We start from the raw sequence: 18,927 nt of genomic DNA, 5'->3' as shown, positions 1-18,927 counted from the left end.
GTCGCTGCCACGCTCCCCGCAATGACGGGGCGAGGTTTGCGATCCTCGCCGTCACCGCCGCATCAATCGCAGACCCGCGCGGTGCGGATGCGCCAGCCGCGAGGCGTATGGACTCGCCGCCGGACCAGGTAGCAGCCGCCGCCGTAGGTGGGATAACCGTAATACGGATAGCCGTAATAGCCGGGTCCGAAGTAGAAGCCGGGTCCGATGCCCCAGCCATATCCGCGATAAAAGCCGCCGCGATAGAAGCCGCCATGGAATCCGCCGCCGCCATGGAAGCCGCGCGCCGAGGCCGCATTGGATGCAAGCATCGCGATCGAAGCTACGGCGAACGCAACGACGATCGCTTGGCGCACCATTTTCACTTTCAGTCTCCCGTACGGATTCATGCGCTAGTACCTGCTGCTGCCGCCGTAGCCGAAGCGGTAGTTGATGCGCGCGGTGACGAGGTCGATGTCTTGGCTGATGTCTTCGTTGCGCGTATTGACGCCGAGATTGGCCGGTGCAACGCCGGTGAAGGCGCTGTTGGCGGTGCCCATAAAGAGATGGTCGTATTCGACGGCCAGCGACCAGTTCGGCGCAAAGCCATACTCGAAGCCGACGCCGACGGTGCCGCCCCAGCGGGTGTCGTTGGCCGTACCGAGTTCGATGCCGGTTGCGTTCGACCAGCCGGAATATTGATTGTCGGTGACGGCAGCGCCGCCCTTCACATAGAGCAGGGCATTGTTCCAGGCATAGCCGATCTGACCGGTGAACAATCCGAATGCGTCGACCTTGCTCTGGTTCGTGACGTTGGGAAAGACGAGGCTCTGGCTGGATCCGGAGAGGTCGGCCCAGTTGCCTTGCGCTTCGACGCCGAACACCCACGATGCGGACTGCCAGCGATAGCCGATCTGACCGCCGACCGTGCCGCCCGAATTGCTGGCACAACCTTCACCGACGGTTGGGCTCACAGGCACGCCGAAGAGGGCGGTGTTGTTCCAGCAATTCCTGTCCCATCCACCGCCGCCGTTGATGCCGACATAGAAGCCGCTCCAGTCGTAAGCGGGCGAGACCATCGCTGGCGCTTTTGTCGGTACGTATGTGCGCGGAGCGAGATCGGCTGCAAGGCCGGTGTGGCGATTGCCGCGAGACCAGCAACGCCGAGCAGAATTCTTTTCATGATGATCCCCATGCGGTTTCAACCAACCCCGTCAACGAGCATACGGAAAGCGCTGCCGATGTATCGTGAAATTGTCGCAAGCTCGATGAATGTCGGATTGTAAAAAATGTTTCGCATCGCGCGCCTTCGCGTTGTCAGGACGGAGTCAGGATTCGACGGCGACGCTTGCGAATCCGTCCGGGAATCTTGCGCGCGTTGTCGGTTGCATTGTCCTCGGCGAGTCCGACGGCCATCGTCAGCAGCAAAGCGCAATGTTCGAGACAAGCTTCGGACATGAAGAAAGACGCAGAAGGGCGTTCGCGTTTGCCCAAGCCGCCTGTCGAGCAGCCTTCGCCGTTGAGCAACTTGTTCACCCTATTCGAGCCGATCATGTCGCCATTGTTGGGCACGGGCGTCGTGGTGTCTCTCGATGTCGTCGAGGCGATCGAGGTCGTTGATGTCTCCGGATTCGCGCGGGCCGTTCGGCGAGGGATCGTCGAGCCAGTTGATCCGCTCCAGCCGAGCGCCGTTGCATGTCCTGCGATCCGGCCGTTGGGCTCGCCCGGATGGGCGAGTACGCTCGTGCCTCCGTCTCGGTGTCGAGGCGGACCCCATGCCCGGGAGGACCGGTATCGCGATCCAGGCGGCCCGCTCACCAAATTTTGTGAGCAATGCTCAAGAAAATGTTGAACGTTGCTCATGTTCCGGTATACTCATGCTGGAGAGACGCCTTGCTCCGGGTGGTCACCGGGAGAGGCGCGGAACCGGCCATGAGGATAGCCGCATGCCATATTCAGCGAAGAATCTCCGGGACGCCGCCGATGCCGGGGTGATCAGCGCGGCTGATCTGGACCGCTTGCTCGCCTTCCTGGCGAGCAGCGACGGGCAGGGCGCGGACGGTGGCGCCAGCCCGGCGGCGAAATTCGATGCCGCGCATGTGCTCTGGTACGCCGGCGCGCTGATCGTGATCGGCGCCATGGGCCTGTTCTCGACCCTGGCGTTCACCCAGATGGGCGGCCGGGCGCTGACGGCCAGCGCGATCGCCTACGCCACCGCTTTCACTGTCGCCGGTCACCACCTCTGGTATGGCAAGAATCTGCGGGTTCCCGGCGGCCTGCTGATCGCGATCGCGGTCTCGATGGCGCCGCTCGCGGTCTATGGCATCCAGGATGAGCTCGGCTGGTGGGGCAAGTTCGGCAAGCCCGGAACCGTGCACGACTTCTACATCTGGGTGAAGGGCAGCTGGCTCTTCATGGAGATCGCAACCATTGCCGCCGGCATCGTCGCGCTGCGCTACTTCCGCTTCGCCTTCATCGTCGCGATCATCGCGTTCGCGCTGTGGTTCATGTCGATGGATCTGGCGCCATGGTTCAGCGGCATGGACTATGCCGACTTCGAGACGCGGCGTCGCGTATCGATCTGGTTCGGATTGGCCGTGCTCGCGGTGGCGTGGATCGTCGACTATCGCAGCCGCAATGGCGACTTTGCGTTCTGGCTGCATCTGTTCGGCCTGATGGCGTTTTGGGGCGGAATTACCGCATCCGAAGGCTCGACCGAACTGGGCAAGGCGGTCTACTGCCTGCTCAATGTCGGCCTGATCGCGCTCGCCGTGATCCTGATGCGGCGCGCCTATGCGGTGTTCGGCGCGTTCGGCATCTGCATCTATCTCGGACATCTCGCCGACGTCGTGTTCAAGGACTCGCTGTGGTTCCCGTTCGCGCTGTCGCTGATCGGAATTGCCGTGATCGCCGCCGGTCTGCTCTACCATCGCAATGAGCGCGCGATCGCTGGCTGGATCGATGCGTATCTGCCGGCGGGGCTGCGGCCGCGATCCGCGACGGCGTGACGCCGGCATCCGTAGCGCCTTTAGAACCGATACAATCTGGAATTCCTACAAGAAGGGCGGCGCGCAAGCGCCGTTCTTCGTTTCCCGGCGCAAACCCGGAAGCCGACAGAAACCATTTGCATCCTTGACTTTTCCAACGCTGGACGCTCGGCGAGGCGTACCTGCGTGCTTTCGTCGCGACTTTATTCCGTTCGCGCGCAAAAATTTTCCCGGCCGCGTCGTCTGGACGCACAGCGCCCCACGTCTCTAGAGGACGGCGCATCGCCCTCGTGCAAGGCGAGAGTTGCTTCGAGAGTTGCTTGGGGACGACGTCATGACATCGAGATCACAAACCAACCGCCGCACTGTGTTGCTGGCGAAGCTTTCGCTACTCACGGCGAGCTATCTCGCGCTGAGCGTTCCGCTCGCAACCTCAGTTGCGCAGGCGCAGCAGGCGCCAGCGCAAGGCGTCTCGACGTTGCCGCCGGTGACCGTCACCCCGCCGGCCGCGCAACGCCGCCGCAGCGCGCCGAAGGCCTCACGCAATGCCGCGGCCACGCGCGGCCGCCGCACCCAGACCGCGCGGCGGATCGAGCCCGCGGCTGCGGCAAAACCGTTCGCGGAATCGCAGGACGCGCGCACCGGCACGTCAGGCTATTTCGCCAACAGCACCTCCGTTGCGACCAGGACCAACACCGCGATCGTCAACATCCCGCAATCGCTCAACGTCATCACGCGGGAGCAGATCCGCGACCAGAACTACCAGGGCCTCACCGACGTCACCCGCTACGTCCCCAGCGTCGCCGTGCATCAGGGCGAGGGCAATCGCGACGAGCTGGTGATCCGCGGCGTTGATTCCAGCGCCAATTTCTTCGTCAACGGCTTCCGCGACGACGTGCAGTATTTCCGCGACTTGTACAACGCCCAGAGCATCGAGGTGCTGAAGGGGCCGAGCGCGCTGACCTTCGGCCGCGGCGCCGGCGGCGGCCTGCTCAACCGCACGCTCAAGGAGGCCGACGGCAACCGCGTCTATGAGGCGACGGCGCAGACCGGCTCATGGGGCGATCGCCGCGTCACGCTCGATGCCGGACAGGCGATCAACGAGAACGTCGCAGCAAGGCTCAACGTGTTCTACGAGGGCGCCGACGCGTTCCGCGATTTCAACCATCTGGAACGCTACGGCATCAATCCGACCGTGACGCTGAAGCCCGACGACAACACCAAGATCAAGCTGAGCTACGAGTACTTCCACGACGAGCGCACCGCCGATCGCGGCAATCCCTCGCAGGGGCTGCCGGGCGGCGCGACCCGCTTCAATCCGACCACGCCGTTCGCGCCGAACGGGGATTTCTCGACCTTCTTCGGCAGTCCGGCCCTGAACACCGCGCAGGCGACGGTGCAGACCGGCATGGCTATTATCGAGCACGATTTCGAGAACGGGCTGACGGTGCGCAACGGCACCTTCGCCGCCGACTATCAGAAGTTCTATCAGAACGTCTATCCGACCGGCGGCCCGCTCGCCGGCGCGGTCAACCCGGCCGACACCGCGGTCAATCTCGGCGCCTATCAGCACACCACCAACCGCGACAACGTTTTCAACCAGACCGATTTCACCTACAAGACCTGGACCGGTCCGCTGTTCCACACCGTGGGCTTCGGCACCGAGTTCGGCCGCCAGACCGGCGTCGACATCCGCAACACCGGTGTGTTCCCGAACGGCACCAACACCATCGTGCAGAACCCGTTCGCGCCGACCTATTTCGGTCCGGTGACGTTCATCCACCATTTCACCGGCATCAACACCGACGGCGTCACCACGCCAGATTCGAACAGCCGCTACGCGCTGAACATCCAGTCCGGCTATGTCAGGGACACCATCGAGATTTCGCGTAGCCTTCAGATCATCGCCGGCGCGCGGTTCGACCGCTACGACATGTCGGCCACCGACATGAACACCAACATCAACCGCGGCCGCGTCGACAATCTGGTGTCGCCGCAGGGCGCCCTGATCATCAAGCCGATGGATTCGATGTCGGTCTATACCGCCTACAGCATCTCGTATCTGCCGGCCTCGGGCGACCAGTTCAGCGCGCTAACCGACGGCACGCTGATCCTGCAGCCGCAGCGCTTCGAGAATGTCGAGCTCGGCATGAAGTGGAACGTCAATCCGAAGCTGCTGTTCTCGACCGCGGTCTACAATCTGAACCGCACCAACCAGCCGATCGCCGATGGCAACAATCCGGGCTTCTTCTTCCCTTCGGGCAGCACGCTGACGCGCGGCGTCGAGGCGAGCCTGACCGGTTACGTCACCGAGCAGTGGCAGTCGTCGCTGGCCTATGCCTATACCGATGCGAAGATCACCAGTGCGACTTCGGCGACCGTCGTTCCCGGCAACCGCGTCCAGCTCGTGCCGTACAATCAGTTTGCCTGGTGGAACAAGTATCAGTTCACGCCGATGTGGGCGGCCGCGCTCGGCGTGATCTATTTCGGCGATTCCTTCGCCTCATCCGACGACACCGTGCGGCTGCCGAGCTTCGTCCGCTTCGATGCCGCGGTCTATGCCAAGATCGACGAGACCTGGAGCGCCCAGCTCAATGTCGAGAACATTTTTGACAAGGGCTATTGGGCCTCCGCCGACGGCAACAACAACATCTCGCCGGGACAGGGCCGCACGGTGCGGCTGATGGCGAGGGCGAGGTTTTAGGCGCAGAGAGTGTCGACAACCTATCAGCATCGTCATGGCCGGGCTTGACCCGGCCATCCACGTCTTTCTTACGTGGGGCGCCAAAGACGTGGATGCCCGGGTCAAGCCCGGGCATGACGACGACTGAGACTGTCCGCTCGCAATGACGTGGAGAGAGCGCCCTCTCAGCCCAACCGCATATCCAGCAGCCGCCGGCCTTCGCCCTTCAACAGCTTCTTCACCGCACTCGAGGCGATCACCTCGCCATTGTTGGCGTAGGCCTCGTGGTTCTTCTCGATGTCGTCGAGGCGGTAGAGGTAGTTGACCATGACGCCGGAGGATTCGCGCAGGCCCTTGGGCGAGAGGTCGCCGAGCCAGTTGATCCGCTCCAGCCGCGCGCCGTTGCCGAGATGGAAGCGCGCCACCGAATCGATCAGCCGTCCCTTCGGCGTGCGCGCCTTCAGGAAGTAGTAGGCGGCGAGCGGCTCCAGCACGGTACGCAGCTGCGCGGCGAGCTCGGGGTTCTCGGACCAGCCGGGCTTGCCGAGGCTTTCCAAGAGCTGGCGGTCCTCATCGGTGAGCGGCACGTCGTCGGCCTGCTTGACCCACTGCATGAAGCCCGGCACCGGCGACAGCGTCACGAAGGTGTCGAGCTTGGGCAGTTCGCGGCGCAGTTCCTCGACCACCTGCTTGATCAGGAAGCTGCCGAAGGAGATGCCGCCAAGGCCGCGCTGGGTGTTGGAGATCGAATAGAACACCGCGGTGCGGGCCCGCTCGACCGCCACCGACTCGCGCTCTTCCGCCAGCAGCGGCGCGATCGCGCCCGGGATGGTTTCCGTCAGCGCGACCTCGACGAAGATCAGCGGCTCGTCGGTCAGCGCCGGGTGGAAGAAGGCGTAGCAGCGGCGGTCCACCGGATCGATGCGGCGGCGCAGATCGTCCCAGTCGCGGATCTCGTGCACGGCCTCATAGCGGATGATCTTCTCCAGAATATTGGCCGGCGATGACCAGTCTATCCTGCGCAGCACCAGAAATCCCCTGTTGAACCAGGATGAGAGCAAATGCGACACGTCGCGATCGAGCGCGGCGAGGTCCTTGTTGCCCTTCATCAATGAAAGCAGATCGGATCGCATCGACACCAGCTCGCCGGTGCCGCCCGGCGCGCGATTGAGCCGGCGGATCAATTCCTGGCGGCGCGGCTCGGAGGCGAAATGCAAATCGCTGGCGTCGTCGCCATTGGCCGTGTCGTTCACCTTGGCGCGCCAGCTTTCGATCGCCTGCGCCAGCCTGGCGTGATCGGGCCCGAAATCGCGCGCCAGCGTCTGGAAGAACGACAGCCGCCCGGGAGTATCGAGATGGTGGTAGCGGTCGAGCACTTCGCGCGCCATCGCGGTACCGGAGGCTTCGCCGCGGCCGGACAAGAGCGCCTCGCACAATTCCAAGAGCTCGGACGGATCCTGCTTGTCGTCGGCCGGGCTGGAGCGGCCGAGCAGCACGCGGCCGCGTTCGGAGATCGTCGAGAGCAGGTCGGAGAAAAAGGCGTTGGCCATGAGCGGGTCGTATCCAGCGGGTCGCATCCAGTGAAGCCGGACCTTACACGGGATTTAAGGTCGGGAGGACTGCAATCAAGCGCAGGGATCGTACGGAAATATGTCGCAGCCCGACAGCGGTATAATTCGTCATGACTACTCCCGATGACGAATCCCGTTCACGTTTTCTCGCACGTTTTCTCCGCGAACGCGGTCGGTGTCTTGCCGGTGACCTGGCGGAAGGCGTGGGAGAATGCCGGCACGCTGGCATAGCCGAGGTCCGCGGCGACCTGCTTGACCGAAACATTCGAATTGGTCGACAGCCGCTCGATCGCGGCCGCGATGCGGGCGCGCTGGCACCAGCTCTTGAAGGAGAGCTGCGTCTCCACCGAGAACAACCGCGACAGCGTCCGCGCCGAGGTGCCGACCATGCGCGCCAGCGCGTCGATCTCATGATCCCCCGTCGGATCGGCCAGCACGATATCGGCGGCGCGGCGGCAGCGCGGCTCCTGCGGCAGCGGGATGAAGGTCGCGGAATCCTCGGCCTGGTGCAGCTCCAGCATCACGAGGCGGATCAAGAGGTCGGTGCGCTTGCGTCCGCATGATGTGTCGAACAGCGCGAGGATCGCCTGGTGCACCAGCGGCGAGACCCGCACCACGAATTCGTGGCCGAGGCTGTCGCTGCGCTCCTCGCGTGCGAGCCAAGCCTGGTCGAAATACAGCGTACGCATCTCGATGTCGGCGAGCACATCGATCGCATGCGGCAGCAGGGCAGGGACCCACACCGCGCGGTCCGGCGGCACCAGCCAGCGGCCCTTCGGCGTGGTCACCTGCATGGTGCCCGAGGCGGCATAGACCAGCTGGGCCTCGCGGTGCATGTGCGGGTCGAGCCGGACGCCCTTTTGGTAGCTGCGTGCGACCAGGTGCACGCCTTCGCCGGTGATGCGCCGGTCCTTGTGGAGGGCTCTGATTGGCGGTTCAGCGATAGTCATTGGCGACATCCCGTCAGGACAAGCACCTATAACCTATTTTTCGAGCAATTGAAGAATCGCGTGAGAGACGTGCCCATGAACAGTCCGAGCCGGGTGATCACCTTCGTCAACGCCGCCCATTTCATCGATCACTACGCGATGCTGATCTTCGCCGCCGCCGTCATCATCATGGGCCCGGCGCTCGGCATGGCCTATTCGGAACTGTTGCCCTATGCGACGCCGGGCTTCATCGCCTTCGGCGCCGGCTCGCTGATCACGGGCTGGCTCGGCGACCGCTGGAGCCGCCGCCACATGATGCTGATCTTCTTCGTCGGCATCGGCCTGTCGATGATCTCGGTCGGCTTCGTCTCGCGCCCGCTGCAACTCGGCGTCGCGCTGCTGGCGATCGGCATCTTCGCATCGATCTACCATCCGGTCGGCACCGCGATGATCGTGTCCTATGCCGAGAAGCTCGGCGCCGAGATGGGGATCAACGGTGTCTGGGGCAATCTCGGCGTCGCCTCGTCGGCGCTGGTCACCGGCGTGATCGGCCAGTATCTCGGCTGGCGCTGGGCCTTCATCGTGCCCGGCGCCGTCACCGTGCTGATCGGCGTCGCCTTTGCGATGACGGTGGTGCATGAGGACCGCAAGGGCTCCAAACAGGCCGCAGCCCAGGCGCGCGTCGCCAAGCAGGACATGTGGCGCGTGGTGCTGTCGCTCCTGATCGTGGTGATCGCGATCTCGACCACCTTCAACGCGGTGACGGTGGCGCTGCCAAAACTGTTCGCGGAACGGCTCGCGGACCTGACCAGGAGCCCGGCGCTGCTCGGCGTGATCGCGGCCGGGGTCTATGTGTTCGGCGCGATGACGCAGTACACGATCGGCAAGCTGCTCGACAGGCATTCGCTGAAGACGGTGGCGCTGCCGCTGTCGTTCATGCTGGCGCCGTTCCTTTATCTCGCGGCGAACCTGTCCAACCTGCCGCTGATCGTGGTCTCGATCGGCATCGTGATGGGCGCGTTCGGCCAGGTGACGGTGAACGATGCCATGGTCGGCAAGTACACCACCGAGGAATGGCGCTCGCGCGCCTATGCGGTGCGCTATTTCGTCGGCTTCACGGCGGCCGGCGCCTCGGTCGGCCTGGTGGCCTGGCTGTACGACCAGGGCGGCTTCGCCATGATGCTGCGTGCCTTTGCCGCGCTGTGCCTGCTGGCGATTGCGGCCGCGATCATCCTGCCGCGCGAGATCCGGACGCCGGCCACGAGGGCAGGCTGACGCAATAGTGTCTTGCCACCCGGTTCGCCGTTGAGATAGTACCCGCCCGCTCGCCCGGCGGGTGCGCGGCTCATGCGCGGGCGGCAATCCGTGAGCTTGGTCACGCTTCGCGAAACTTTGTTCCAATCCGAAGGTGTGGTAGGTTTAACCGAGCCTCGGGGACGAAGGCGCCGGTTGCGCCTCGAGCACAAAATTTATTGGAGCAGCCGGAGCGCTATGGGAGAAATTCGCGACTTCAAGTCAGGCCGGTCACAGCCCGACAATACACAGCCTCCCGGCGAGACGCCCGGCAATTCGATGCCGCGGCGCCTGGCAGCGATCGTTGCCGGCGATATCGCCGGCTACAGCCGGTTGATGCAACTCGATGAAGAAGGCACGCATACCCGCGTCAAGCGGATCGTGCGCGATCTCGTCGAGCCCACCATTGCCGAGCACCACGGCAAGCTGGTCAAGACCACCGGCGACGGCTTCATCGCGATATTCGACAGTCCGGTCGAGGCCGTCCGTTGCAGCATCGTGATCCAGCAGAACATGATCGGCCGCAACGCGGCGATCGCGAAAGATCACTGGATCGAGTATCGAATCGGCGTCAACCTCGGCGACGTCATCATCGAGCCCGACGATATCTATGGCGACGGCGTCAATGTGGCGTCGCGTCTCGAAGGGATTGCGGCGCCGGGTGACGTCTTCATCTCCGGCGGCATCTACGAGCAGATCAAGCACAAGATGGTCTGCGGATACGAATCGCTTGGCGACCGCAAGGTCAAGAACATCACCGATCCGGTCCGGGTTTATCGCGTGCTGCCGGACGCCGCCGCGTACCAAAGGACGCGCCGGCGCCGTGAGTCCATCCTGCTCACGCTGCTCGGATTGGCGGTCGCAATCATCGCCGGCGGCGTGCTCTGGTACATGCTCGTGCAACCGCGCAGCAAGCCGGCCGACGTGGCAAAGGCACCTCCGTCGCCGGCGGCATCGCCGACCGTCCAGCAGCCGGCTCCGAGCCCGGCTCCAGCTCAATCTGCAAGTCCGGTCCCAAGTCCGGTCCCAAGCCAGAGCCCAAGTCAGATCCCAAGCGCAGCGCCGACACAGCAGGCGTCGCCGCAGGCCTTACCCTCGGCAATTCCGGCCCCGTCCGTGCCGGAGCCCGAAATGGTCTCGCTGCAGGGCGGCAGCTTCTCGATGGGAAGCAATGACGATCCTTCGGAGCGGCCGGTCCGCAAGGTGACGGTCAAGCCGTTCGCCATGGGAAAATATCCGGTCACCGTGCGCGAATGGAATGCCTGCGCGGAGGCCAAGGCTTGCGGCTTCACGGTCACCGGCAAGGACGACGTTCCGGTCACCAATGTGAGCTGGAATGACGCGAAGCAATATGTGGCGTGGCTCGCCGAGCGCACCAAAAAGGCCTATCGGCTGCCGAGCGAGGCCGAATGGGAGTATGCGGCGCGTGGCGGAACGCAATCGAAATACTGGTGGGGCGACCAGATGCAATCGGGCAACGCAGGTTGCAAGGATTGCGGCGGTAGTGCTGCGACCGAGCAACCGGTCAAGGTTGGCAGCTTCAAGCCGAACCCGTTCGGCCTCTACGATATGGGCGGCGGGGTCGATCAATGGGTGGAGGATTGCTGGCACAGGAGCTACCAGGGCGCGCCGGTCGACGGCGCGGTGTGGTCCGGCGGCGACTGCGCCTCCCATGTCCTTCGCTCCGGCTCCTGGAAGAATGACGCGCGCTATGTGCGTCCGGCCAATCGCGACAATTACGATACCAATGTGCGCTACCCGACCCACGGTTTCCGGGTCGCGCTGTCTCCCTGAGCGATCATCTGCAATCGCGGGGTTTCATGGAGGGGATATGAAAAGTACAGGCTTGATCATGCTCGCCGCGGCACTGACGTTGTTCGCGGCTCCGGCCAGCGCGCAGAACAAGCCGGCGGGGAAGGACACCAAGCTGTATTTCCTCTGGCCGCACAACGGAGTGACGGTGAAGAGCCCGTTCTGGTGCCGCTTCGGGCTGCGCAATATGGGCGTCACCCATGCCGGCGACGACTATCCGAACAGCGGCCACCACCATCTTCTGGTCGACGTGAGTGAGCCGTTGAATCCGAACGAGCCGATTCCGTCGGACAAGTCTCATCTGCACTTCGGAGCAGGTCAGACCGAGACGCAGCTCGACCTGCCGCGGGGCAAGCATACCTTGCAGCTGGTGCTGGGCGATGCCAAGCACTATCCATTCAGCCCGCCCGTCGTCTCCGAGAAAATCACCATCCGGGTCAGATAGGCCGATACGGATAGCTCCCCTGCGGGACCGGCGCTTGCGCCGGGCCATGCCGTGCGGTTTGTTGCGCGCCTGCCGGACAACAAGATTCGGCGTGGAGGGGCACCGATGTCGTCTCGACTGCAGCGTCTGGCTGGCCTCGTTCTGGGAGCGATGATGATGGCCACATCTGCCAATGCCGACGCCTTGAAGGATCAGATCGCGCCGAGCGGAAAGCTCCGGGTCGCGATCGCGATCAGCCCGGCGGGCGGCGCGTTCTGGTCGACCAAAACCGAGAACGGTTATGCCGGCGTTCCCGTCGACCTCGGCAAGGAGATGGCGGCGCGGCTCGGGGTGCCGGTCGAATACGTCGTGCACCAGAATTCCGGCCAGATCACCGACGCGGCGTCGAACAACAGCTGGGACGTCACCTTCCTGCCCAAGGATCCCGATCGCGAAATCAAGATGACGTTCGGGCCGATCTACGAGGTCGCCGACGCCACCTATATCGTCAGGCCGGGTTCCAAGATCACGAATTTCGCAACGCTCGACCAGGACGGCGTCAAGGTTGCCGCCGTCAACAACACCACGACCATGCGTGGTGCGATCGCGCATCTCAAGCACGCCAAGGTCACGGGTTATCAGACCTATGACGAGATCTTCCATCTCCTGGAGAACGGCGAGGTCGACGCCTTTGCGCTGTCGCGCGATCAGCTGATCGCGATGGCGAAGAAGATTCCGGGCACGTGCGTGCTGGACGAAACCTTCAAGCAGACCGTCACCGCGGTCGCGGTGCCGCTCAACCATCCGCTCGCCGCGGCGTTCGCCACCAAGTTCATGACGGAGGCAATCGCCAACGGCACGCTGCGCAAGGCTTATGACAATAACGGGCTGAAGGACTCGCCGGTTCGGACCGAGGTGAAGTAGGTCCGCGGGGCCGTGGCGGTCGCGCCGGCGCCCGCTGCCGGACCGCGCGCTGGCGTGGGCGACATCTGTGCAAGCTGCATAAATCGGCGCCACCGCGCCAGCCTGGCTCGCGGATGATCTGGTAAGTTATTGTATTAGAACGATTTTTAAGACTGCGGCCGACGCCTGCGGTTGGCACATGCATTGCTTTTGATTGCATCAGTCAATGACGACTGCCGTCCTCCGGATTGCCGAAGCCAGTGAAGGCCATGGCGAGGGGATCAAGGCGCCCGGCCCGGGCGTCTCGAGCATCGTCAGACCCCCATCTCCCCGGACGGACGAGCATTTCAATCAACCCGCGTCGCTTCCGGCATCGCATCCGGCGCGGCCGAATTGCGCAAGGGGACTTTACGAATGGCCTATCTCGCACCGTCCGAATTCGTCACCAAGATGGTCGACGCCGGCGAATCCAAGATCTTCATGTCGACCCGCGACACCGTGATCCGCGCCTACATGGCCGGCGCGATCCTGGCGCTGGCGGCAGCGTTTGCGGTCACCATCAACGTCAACACCGGCGTGACGATCGTCGGCGCTGCGCTGTTTCCGGTCGGCTTCTGCATGCTCTATCTGTTCGGCTTCGACCTGCTGACCGGCGTGTTCGTGCTGTCGCCGCTCGCGCTGATCGACAAGCGGCCCGGCGTCACGCTGGGTGGCGTTCTGCGCAACTGGGGGCTCGTGTTCATCGGCAATTTCGCCGGCGCTTTCACGGTGGCGGTGATGATGGCGATCGTTTTCACGTTCGGCTTCTCCTCGCCGCCCGACAAGGTCGGCCAGGTGATCGGCACCATCGGCGAGAGCCGCACCGTCGGTTACGCGGCGCATGGCGCAGCCGGCATGCTGACGCTGTTCATCCGCGGCATGCTCTGCAACTGGATGGTCTCGGCCGGCGTCGTCGGCGCGATGATCTCGACCACGGTCAGCGGCAAGGTGATCGCGATGTGGATGCCGATCATGCTGTTCTTCTACATGACCTTCGAGCATTCGATCGTGAACATGTTCCTGTTCCCGTCCGGCCTCATGCTCGGCGGTCACTTCACGATCATGGACTATCTGATCTGGAACGAGATCCCGACCGTGGTCGGCAACCTGGTGGGCGGCCTCGCCTTCACCGGGCTCACGCTCTACACGACGCATATCAAGACGGCGCCGAAGCGCCAGCGCCTCGCGGCTTGATCCAGGCCGGCTGATGGGGCTCTCCTGTCATGGAGGGCCCCATTCGCATTGGGACGGTCGATGCCGCGCGCGCTGAAAATATCGGTCGGGCAATTCTCTGATAAGGGCCGCAAGGACACCAATCAGGATTTTCACGGCGTGCTGATCCCGGACGAGCCGCTGCTCGGCCTGAAGGGCATCGCCGTGGTGCTCGCCGACGGCATCTCGTCGAGCAGCGTCAGCCGCGTCGCCGCCGAATCCGCGGTCAAGAGCTTCCTGACCGACTACTACTGCACCTCGGAATCCTGGTCGGTGAAGAGCTCGGCGCAGCGGGTGCTGGAGGCGACCAATTCCTGGCTGCATGCACAGACCAGGCGCAGCCAGAATCCCTACGACAAGGACAAGGGTTACGTCTGCACGCTGAGCGCCATGGTGATCCGATCGACCACGGCGCATCTGTTCCATGTCGGCGACAGCAGGATCTACCGTGTCGCCGGCAACAGCCTCGAGCAATTGACCAACGACCATCGCGTCGTGATCTCGTCGCAGCAGAGCTATCTCGGCCGTGCGCTCGGCGTGAACCCGCAGCTCGAGATCGACTACCAGAATCTTCCGCTGGAGCGCGGCGACACTTTCCTGCTGGTGACCGACGGGATCTACGAGCACGTCGCCCCGCGCCAGCTGGCGCGGACGATCCTGGACGGAGCGGTTGACCTCGATGCTGCGGCGAAATCGATCGTCGAACAGGCCTATGAGAACGGCAGCCCGGACAATCTCACCGCGCAGATCATCCGGATCGACGCCTTGCCCGACGGCGATGCCAGCGAGGTGTTCGGCCAGCCGACCGAGCTGCCGTTGCCGCCGCTGCTCGATGCAAGGATGCTGTTTGATGGCTACCGCGTCGTGCGCGAGCTGCATGCATCACACCGCAGCCACATCTACCTCGCGGTCGACGAGGAGAGTGGCACCACGGTCACGATCAAGATTCCCTCGATCGACCTGCGCGACGATGGCGCCTATCTGAAGCGCTTCATGATGGAGGAGTGGGTCGCTCGGCGGATCGACAGCCCGCATGTGCTGAAGCCGTTTCTGCCGCAGCGCAGGCGCAATTTCCTCTATGTCACGATGGAATATATCGACGGCCAGACCCTGACGCAGTGGATAACCGACAATCCCGCGCCGGCGCTGGAAACGGTTCGCGACATCACCGAGCAAATTGCAAAAGGGCTGCGCGCCTTCCACCGCAGGGAGATGCTGCACCAGGACATCAGGCCCGACAACATCATGATCGACCGGACCGGCACGGTGAAGATCATCGATTTCGGCTCGACGCGGATCGCGGGTGTCGCCGAGGCGGCGCCGTCGGGCGGCGAGGATATCCTGGGCACCCAGCAATACACCGCGCCGGAGTATTTTCTGGGCGAGGCCGGCACCGCGCGCTCCGACCTGTTCTCGCTCGGCGTCGTCACCTATCAGATGCTGACCGGACGCTTGCCCTATGGCGCGCAGATCGCGCGCGCCCGCACCCGATCGGACTTCAACAGGCTGGTCTATCGTCCGGCCGCACATGGCGGCCGCGACGTCCCGAATTGGGTCGATGGCGCGCTGGAGCGCGCCGTGCACGCCAATCCGCTCAAGCGCTATGAAAGCTTGTCGGAGTTCCTGTTCGACCTGCGCAATCCCAACGCAAAATATCTGACGACGTCATCGACCCCGCTGATCGAGCGCAACCCGGTGCTGTTCTGGAAGTCGACCACGCTGCTGCTGGCGCTGGTTGTGGTCCTGCTGCTCGGCTACGGCGCGCATCATCTGCGGTAGAGAATCCAACTCCGCCACCCAAGTCCCGTCATCCTGAGGAGCGCGCTCTTGCGCGCGTCTCGAAGGATCGACGGCCCGGCTGTGGCCGATTCATCCTTCGAGGCTCGCCCAGCGGCGCAAGTGCGCCGCAAGGCTCGCACCTCCAGCGACAAAGGCGAAGCCTTTGCGCGGGGATGACGGGGATAGGTCCACGGATGCCGCAATAGGACCGATGCAGCTAATGCGTCGCGCTGGCCGGAATCGGATCCAGTCCGCTCTTCACCAGCGCGTCGCGCGCGTCCGGCGAAGCGAGGAAGCTGATCAGCGCCTTGCCGGCGTCGGGCTCCTTTGAGACGCTCGCGATGCCGGCCGAGAACACCGTGATCTTCTGCAGCGGCTCCGGCAGCGGGCCGACGATGTCGATGCCCGTGACCGGCTTCAGCTCGGATATCTGCTGCAGGCCGATCTCGGCCTCACCCTTTGCGACGATCTCGCCGACCGGGGTCGCCGGAATCATCCGCGCCCTGTCCTTCATCTGATCGGCGATGCCGAGCTTTGCGAACATCTCGGTCGAGACATAGACGCCGCTGGCGCTGTCGGAATAGGCGACCGATTTCGCCGCCAGCAGCGCCTGCTTGACGGTCTCCGCCGAGCTGAGATCCGGCTTCGGTGCGCCTGCCTTGACTGCGATCCCGATCGGCGACTTCACGAGGTCGACGCGGCTGTCGGCCACGACCTTGCCCTGCTTGACGAGGTCGCCGAGCGCATAGCCGACCATGATCAGCACGTCGGCCGGCTCGCCGCGCTCCAGCCGCACCGGAATGGCGTTGGTCGTGGTGCCCATCGACGGCCCAAAGGCGGTCACCACCTTGTGCCCGGTCTTGCGCTCGAACTCCGGCACCAGTGCCTTGTAGGCCGCGGTCAGCCCGCCCGAGATCATGACGTGGACCTCGGCGGCGGAGGCGGCTGACGTGAAGGCGAGGGCGCCGATCAAGGCGAGCGCGAGGGCGCGGAAGGCAGTGGCGGAACGCATGGAGTTTCTCCCTGGACGATTCTTGGGACGGGGTCGTCGTGGCCGGGGAGACTACTGCTCGGGAAGAGGCGTGACTAGTCATCGATCGTCATTGCGAGCGAAGCGAAGCAATCCATCGCTCCACATATGCGGAACGATGGATTGCTTCGTCGCTTCGCTCCTCGCAATGACAGGGAGAGTTGTACGCCCTCACGAGTTTACATGCACGAAATCGCGTAGCAGCGGGTAGATTTCGTTGTTCCAGCGCTTGCCGGAGAACACGCCGTAATGGCCGACCCCGGCCTGCATGTGATGCACCTTGCGATAGGTGCGGACGCCGGTGCAGAGGTCCTGGGCTGCAAGCGTCTGGCCGATCGAGCAGATGTCGTCCTTCTCGCCTTCCACCGTCATCAGGCCCATGCGCCGGATCGCCGCCGGGTTCACCGGGCGGCCGCGATGCATCAGCATGCCCTGCGGCAACAGATGCTCCTGGAACACGTCGCGCACCGTCTCGATGTAGAACTCCGCCGGCAGATCCATCACCGCGAAATACTCGTCGTAGAAGGTCTTGATCACCGCGGCCTTGGCGGTCTCGCCCTTGGCGAGATGGTTGGCGAGATCGACGTGCTGCTTGATGTGACGCTCCAGGTTCATCGACACGAACGCCGTGAGCTGCACGAAGCCGGGATAGACCTGACGCAACGCGCCCTTGCACTGCATGGGCACGTAGTTGATCAGATTGTCCTCGAACCATTTGATCGGCTTGCTCTTGGCGAACTCGTTGACCTTGGTCGGCTGGATCCGCGTGTCGATCGGTCCGGCCATCAGGGTCAGCGACGCCGGCCGCGCCGGATGATTGTCCTCCGACATGATCGCGGCGGCCGCCAGCGCCGACACCGAGGGCTGGCAGATCGCCACCATATGCGCGCGCGGACCGATCTGGCCGAGGAAGTCGATCAGATGGTCGGTGTAGTCCTCGAGCCCGAAGCGACCCTCCTTGCGCGGGATGTCGCGCGGGTTGTGCCAGTCGGTGATGTAGACGTCGTGGTCCTGCAGCAGGGTCTTCACCGTGCCGCGCAGCAGCGTGGCAAAATGGCCCGACATCGGCGCCACCAGCAGCATCCGCGGCTGCTCCGGTCCGTCCACCTTCCTGAAATGCAGCAGTGAGCCGAACGGCGTCGCATAGGCGACCTCCTCGGTCACCTGGTATTCCCTGTTGCCGACGGTCACGCTGCCGATGGCGTAGTCGGGACGGGCGTAGGTCAGGGTAGAGCGCGAGATCAGCTCGAGCGCCGCCGCGAGCCGCCCGTACACCCGGTCGGTGGTGCCCTGCGGCACCAGATTGAGGTATTTCAGCGCCGCTGCGGCCCCGGTCCGCCATGGCGCCGTGAAGTCCATGTGGTTCTGGTAAGCTTGGTACATCATTGACATCATACGCATCCGCCCCTGGCCCGGCTGGCTATGCAATATCGACGCCAGAGAGGAGGCGGGCTGCCCGGCAAATTGGCACGTGGCTTGCTGCAAAAATGAACGGCTCAGGGGCGCGGCGGCTTGGACCGGCGCGCAGGTCCGGGGCCAAGGACGCGTTCAGGGCGTGAGGAGCGGGCATGGCGAAGGCGACACTCACCATCAGCAGCAAGAATTATTCGTCGTGGTCGCTGCGCGGCTGGCTGCTGGCGAAATTCGCCGGGCTGGAGTTCGAGGAGGTGGTCACGGCGCCCGATGACGCCTCGGCACGGGCCGAATTGCTGCTGCTGTCGTCGTCGATCCTGGTGCCCTGCCTGCGCCACGAGGGCGCGACCGTCTGGGATACGCTGGCGATCGGCGAGTATCTCAACGAGATCATGCCGCATGCCGGGCTGTTGCCGGACGACCGGATCCAGCGCGCGCATTGCCGCTCGATCTCGGGCGAAATCCATTCCGGCTTCACCACGCTACGGGCCTCGCTGCCGGTCAACCTCAAGGGCCATTTTCCCGGCTTCAAGATCTGGTCGCGGGCGCAGGCCGATATCGATCGTGTCTGCGTGATCTGGCGCGATTGCCTCGGCATATCAGGTGGGCCGTTCCTGTTCGGCGAACGCCGCACCATGGCGGACGCGATGTATGCGCCGGTCGTGACCCGCTTCATGACCTATGACGTGAAGCTCGACCCCGTGCTCGCGGCGTATGCCAGGACCATCATGGCGATGCCCGAGATGCAGGAATGGATCGAGGCCGCGAAGGCCGAGCCTGCCGACGTCGAGGAGCTCGAGGTCGAATATTAGGCAGCGCACGGGCGGCCTGCCTGCGTCGGCGGCTCAAGCTCCAGGCAAGCTTTGCTCAACA

The 18,927-nt window shown here is 64.1% G+C and carries 15 protein-coding genes and 1 pseudogene; 9 read left to right on the top strand and 7 right to left on the bottom strand.

Going from position 1 to position 18,927, the window contains the following annotated elements:
• Window positions 1–62 precede the first annotated feature (62 nt).
• The 3 genes and pseudogenes from HAP48_RS03560 to HAP48_RS50625 form a co-directional block, all read right to left on the bottom strand.
• Window positions 63–359: a hypothetical protein gene (locus HAP48_RS03560; RefSeq protein ID WP_166216935.1), complete on the bottom strand. Its 297-nt coding sequence runs from the start codon at window positions 357–359 to the stop codon at window positions 63–65.
• A gap of 33 nt (window positions 360–392) precedes the next feature.
• Window positions 393–1,058, bottom strand: a complete 666-nt coding sequence (locus tag HAP48_RS03555) for an outer membrane protein (RefSeq protein WP_338028976.1) — start codon at window positions 1,056–1,058, stop codon at window positions 393–395.
• Window positions 1,059–1,488: 430 nt separating this feature from the next.
• Window positions 1,489–1,672 (bottom strand): annotated as a pseudogene (locus HAP48_RS50625) (MCD, Malonyl-CoA decarboxylase MCD); the annotation flags it as partial.
• A 253-nt stretch (window positions 1,673–1,925) separates the two neighbouring features.
• Between HAP48_RS50625 and HAP48_RS03545 the strand changes: the two are divergent.
• The gene (locus HAP48_RS03545) at window positions 1,926–2,987 is read left to right on the top strand and encodes a V-type ATP synthase subunit I domain-containing protein (RefSeq protein WP_166214696.1); all 1,062 of its coding nucleotides are present in this window, start codon (window positions 1,926–1,928) and stop codon (window positions 2,985–2,987) included.
• A gap of 313 nt (window positions 2,988–3,300) precedes the next feature.
• Window positions 3,301–5,670 carry a TonB-dependent receptor gene (locus HAP48_RS03540; protein WP_224496896.1) on the top strand — a complete coding sequence of 790 codons (2,370 nt, stop codon included), beginning with the start codon at window positions 3,301–3,303 and terminating at the stop codon, window positions 5,668–5,670.
• A 164-nt stretch (window positions 5,671–5,834) separates the two neighbouring features.
• Here the strand turns inward: HAP48_RS03540 and HAP48_RS03535 are convergent, their stop codons facing one another.
• Together HAP48_RS03535 and HAP48_RS03530 are read right to left on the bottom strand one after the other, a co-directional pair.
• Window positions 5,835–7,199 (bottom strand): malonyl-CoA decarboxylase, encoded by a 1,365-nt coding sequence (locus HAP48_RS03535; protein WP_166214698.1) that lies wholly within the window; start codon window positions 7,197–7,199, stop codon window positions 5,835–5,837.
• A gap of 158 nt (window positions 7,200–7,357) precedes the next feature.
• On the bottom strand, window positions 7,358–8,170 hold the full coding sequence (locus tag HAP48_RS03530; RefSeq protein ID WP_166214700.1) for an AraC family transcriptional regulator: 813 nt from the start codon (window positions 8,168–8,170) through the stop codon (window positions 7,358–7,360).
• A gap of 75 nt (window positions 8,171–8,245) precedes the next feature.
• Here HAP48_RS03530 and HAP48_RS03525 point away from each other — a divergent pair, with 75 nt between their 5' ends.
• The 6 genes from HAP48_RS03525 to HAP48_RS03500 all read left to right on the top strand — a co-directional run bounded on the left by HAP48_RS03525 (window position 8,246) and on the right by HAP48_RS03500 (window position 15,611).
• The gene (locus HAP48_RS03525; protein ID WP_166214702.1) at window positions 8,246–9,424 is read left to right on the top strand and encodes an MFS transporter; all 1,179 of its coding nucleotides are present in this window, start codon (window positions 8,246–8,248) and stop codon (window positions 9,422–9,424) included.
• 216 nt (window positions 9,425–9,640) lie between these two features.
• Window positions 9,641–11,236, top strand: a complete 1,596-nt coding sequence (locus HAP48_RS03520; RefSeq protein ID WP_166214711.1) for an SUMF1/EgtB/PvdO family nonheme iron enzyme — start codon at window positions 9,641–9,643, stop codon at window positions 11,234–11,236.
• A 37-nt stretch (window positions 11,237–11,273) separates the two neighbouring features.
• The gene (locus tag HAP48_RS03515; RefSeq protein WP_166214713.1) at window positions 11,274–11,699 is read left to right on the top strand and encodes a DUF4399 domain-containing protein; all 426 of its coding nucleotides are present in this window, start codon (window positions 11,274–11,276) and stop codon (window positions 11,697–11,699) included.
• Between the two features lie 105 nt (window positions 11,700–11,804).
• Window positions 11,805–12,602, top strand: a complete 798-nt coding sequence (locus HAP48_RS03510; RefSeq protein WP_175612365.1) for a transporter substrate-binding domain-containing protein — start codon at window positions 11,805–11,807, stop codon at window positions 12,600–12,602.
• A 393-nt stretch (window positions 12,603–12,995) separates the two neighbouring features.
• Window positions 12,996–13,814 (top strand): formate/nitrite transporter family protein, encoded by an 819-nt coding sequence (locus HAP48_RS03505; protein WP_166214717.1) that lies wholly within the window; start codon window positions 12,996–12,998, stop codon window positions 13,812–13,814.
• A 60-nt stretch (window positions 13,815–13,874) separates the two neighbouring features.
• The gene (locus tag HAP48_RS03500; RefSeq protein ID WP_166214719.1) at window positions 13,875–15,611 is read left to right on the top strand and encodes a bifunctional protein-serine/threonine kinase/phosphatase; all 1,737 of its coding nucleotides are present in this window, start codon (window positions 13,875–13,877) and stop codon (window positions 15,609–15,611) included.
• A gap of 217 nt (window positions 15,612–15,828) precedes the next feature.
• Here the strand turns inward: HAP48_RS03500 and HAP48_RS03495 are convergent, their stop codons facing one another.
• Together HAP48_RS03495 and HAP48_RS03490 are read right to left on the bottom strand one after the other, a co-directional pair.
• Window positions 15,829–16,623, bottom strand: a complete 795-nt coding sequence (locus HAP48_RS03495) for a substrate-binding domain-containing protein (protein WP_166214721.1) — start codon at window positions 16,621–16,623, stop codon at window positions 15,829–15,831.
• A gap of 189 nt (window positions 16,624–16,812) precedes the next feature.
• Window positions 16,813–18,036 (bottom strand): polyhydroxyalkanoate depolymerase, encoded by a 1,224-nt coding sequence (locus tag HAP48_RS03490; protein WP_175612439.1) that lies wholly within the window; start codon window positions 18,034–18,036, stop codon window positions 16,813–16,815.
• A gap of 173 nt (window positions 18,037–18,209) precedes the next feature.
• On the opposite strand from HAP48_RS03490, the gene HAP48_RS03485 reads away from it, so the two are divergent.
• Window positions 18,210–18,866, top strand: a complete 657-nt coding sequence (locus tag HAP48_RS03485; RefSeq protein ID WP_166214725.1) for a glutathione S-transferase — start codon at window positions 18,210–18,212, stop codon at window positions 18,864–18,866.
• The last annotated feature ends 61 nt before the right edge of the window (window positions 18,867–18,927 follow it).

The sequence above is a fragment of the Bradyrhizobium septentrionale genome (assembly GCF_011516645.4).
In the GTDB taxonomy this organism is placed as follows: domain Bacteria; phylum Pseudomonadota; class Alphaproteobacteria; order Rhizobiales; family Xanthobacteraceae; genus Bradyrhizobium; species Bradyrhizobium septentrionale.
This window is presented reverse-complemented; position numbering and strand designations above follow the sequence as displayed.

What these genes read in the sequence shown, in the direction of transcription:
- HAP48_RS03490 (WP_175612439.1), bottom strand. Translation starts at nt 18,036, where the DNA reads ATGATGTCAATGATGTACCAAGCTTACCAGAACCACATGGACTTCACG.
- HAP48_RS03540 (WP_224496896.1), top strand. Translation starts at nt 3,301, where the DNA reads ATGACATCGAGATCACAAACCAACCGCCGCACTGTGTTGCTGGCGAAG.
- HAP48_RS03505 (WP_166214717.1), top strand. Translation starts at nt 12,996, where the DNA reads ATGGCCTATCTCGCACCGTCCGAATTCGTCACCAAGATGGTCGACGCC.
- HAP48_RS03535 (WP_166214698.1), bottom strand. Translation starts at nt 7,199, where the DNA reads ATGGCCAACGCCTTTTTCTCCGACCTGCTCTCGACGATCTCCGAACGC.
- HAP48_RS03515 (WP_166214713.1), top strand. Translation starts at nt 11,274, where the DNA reads ATGAAAAGTACAGGCTTGATCATGCTCGCCGCGGCACTGACGTTGTTC.
- HAP48_RS03495 (WP_166214721.1), bottom strand. Translation starts at nt 16,623, where the DNA reads ATGCGTTCCGCCACTGCCTTCCGCGCCCTCGCGCTCGCCTTGATCGGC.
- HAP48_RS03510 (WP_175612365.1), top strand. Translation starts at nt 11,805, where the DNA reads ATGTCGTCTCGACTGCAGCGTCTGGCTGGCCTCGTTCTGGGAGCGATG.
- HAP48_RS03530 (WP_166214700.1), bottom strand. Translation starts at nt 8,170, where the DNA reads ATGACTATCGCTGAACCGCCAATCAGAGCCCTCCACAAGGACCGGCGC.
- HAP48_RS03485 (WP_166214725.1), top strand. Translation starts at nt 18,210, where the DNA reads ATGGCGAAGGCGACACTCACCATCAGCAGCAAGAATTATTCGTCGTGG.
- HAP48_RS03555 (WP_338028976.1), bottom strand. Translation starts at nt 1,058, where the DNA reads ATGGTCTCGCCCGCTTACGACTGGAGCGGCTTCTATGTCGGCATCAAC.
- HAP48_RS03520 (WP_166214711.1), top strand. Translation starts at nt 9,641, where the DNA reads ATGGGAGAAATTCGCGACTTCAAGTCAGGCCGGTCACAGCCCGACAAT.
- HAP48_RS03545 (WP_166214696.1), top strand. Translation starts at nt 1,926, where the DNA reads ATGCCATATTCAGCGAAGAATCTCCGGGACGCCGCCGATGCCGGGGTG.
- HAP48_RS03525 (WP_166214702.1), top strand. Translation starts at nt 8,246, where the DNA reads ATGAACAGTCCGAGCCGGGTGATCACCTTCGTCAACGCCGCCCATTTC.
- HAP48_RS03560 (WP_166216935.1), bottom strand. Translation starts at nt 359, where the DNA reads ATGGTGCGCCAAGCGATCGTCGTTGCGTTCGCCGTAGCTTCGATCGCG.
- HAP48_RS03500 (WP_166214719.1), top strand. Translation starts at nt 13,875, where the DNA reads ATGCCGCGCGCGCTGAAAATATCGGTCGGGCAATTCTCTGATAAGGGC.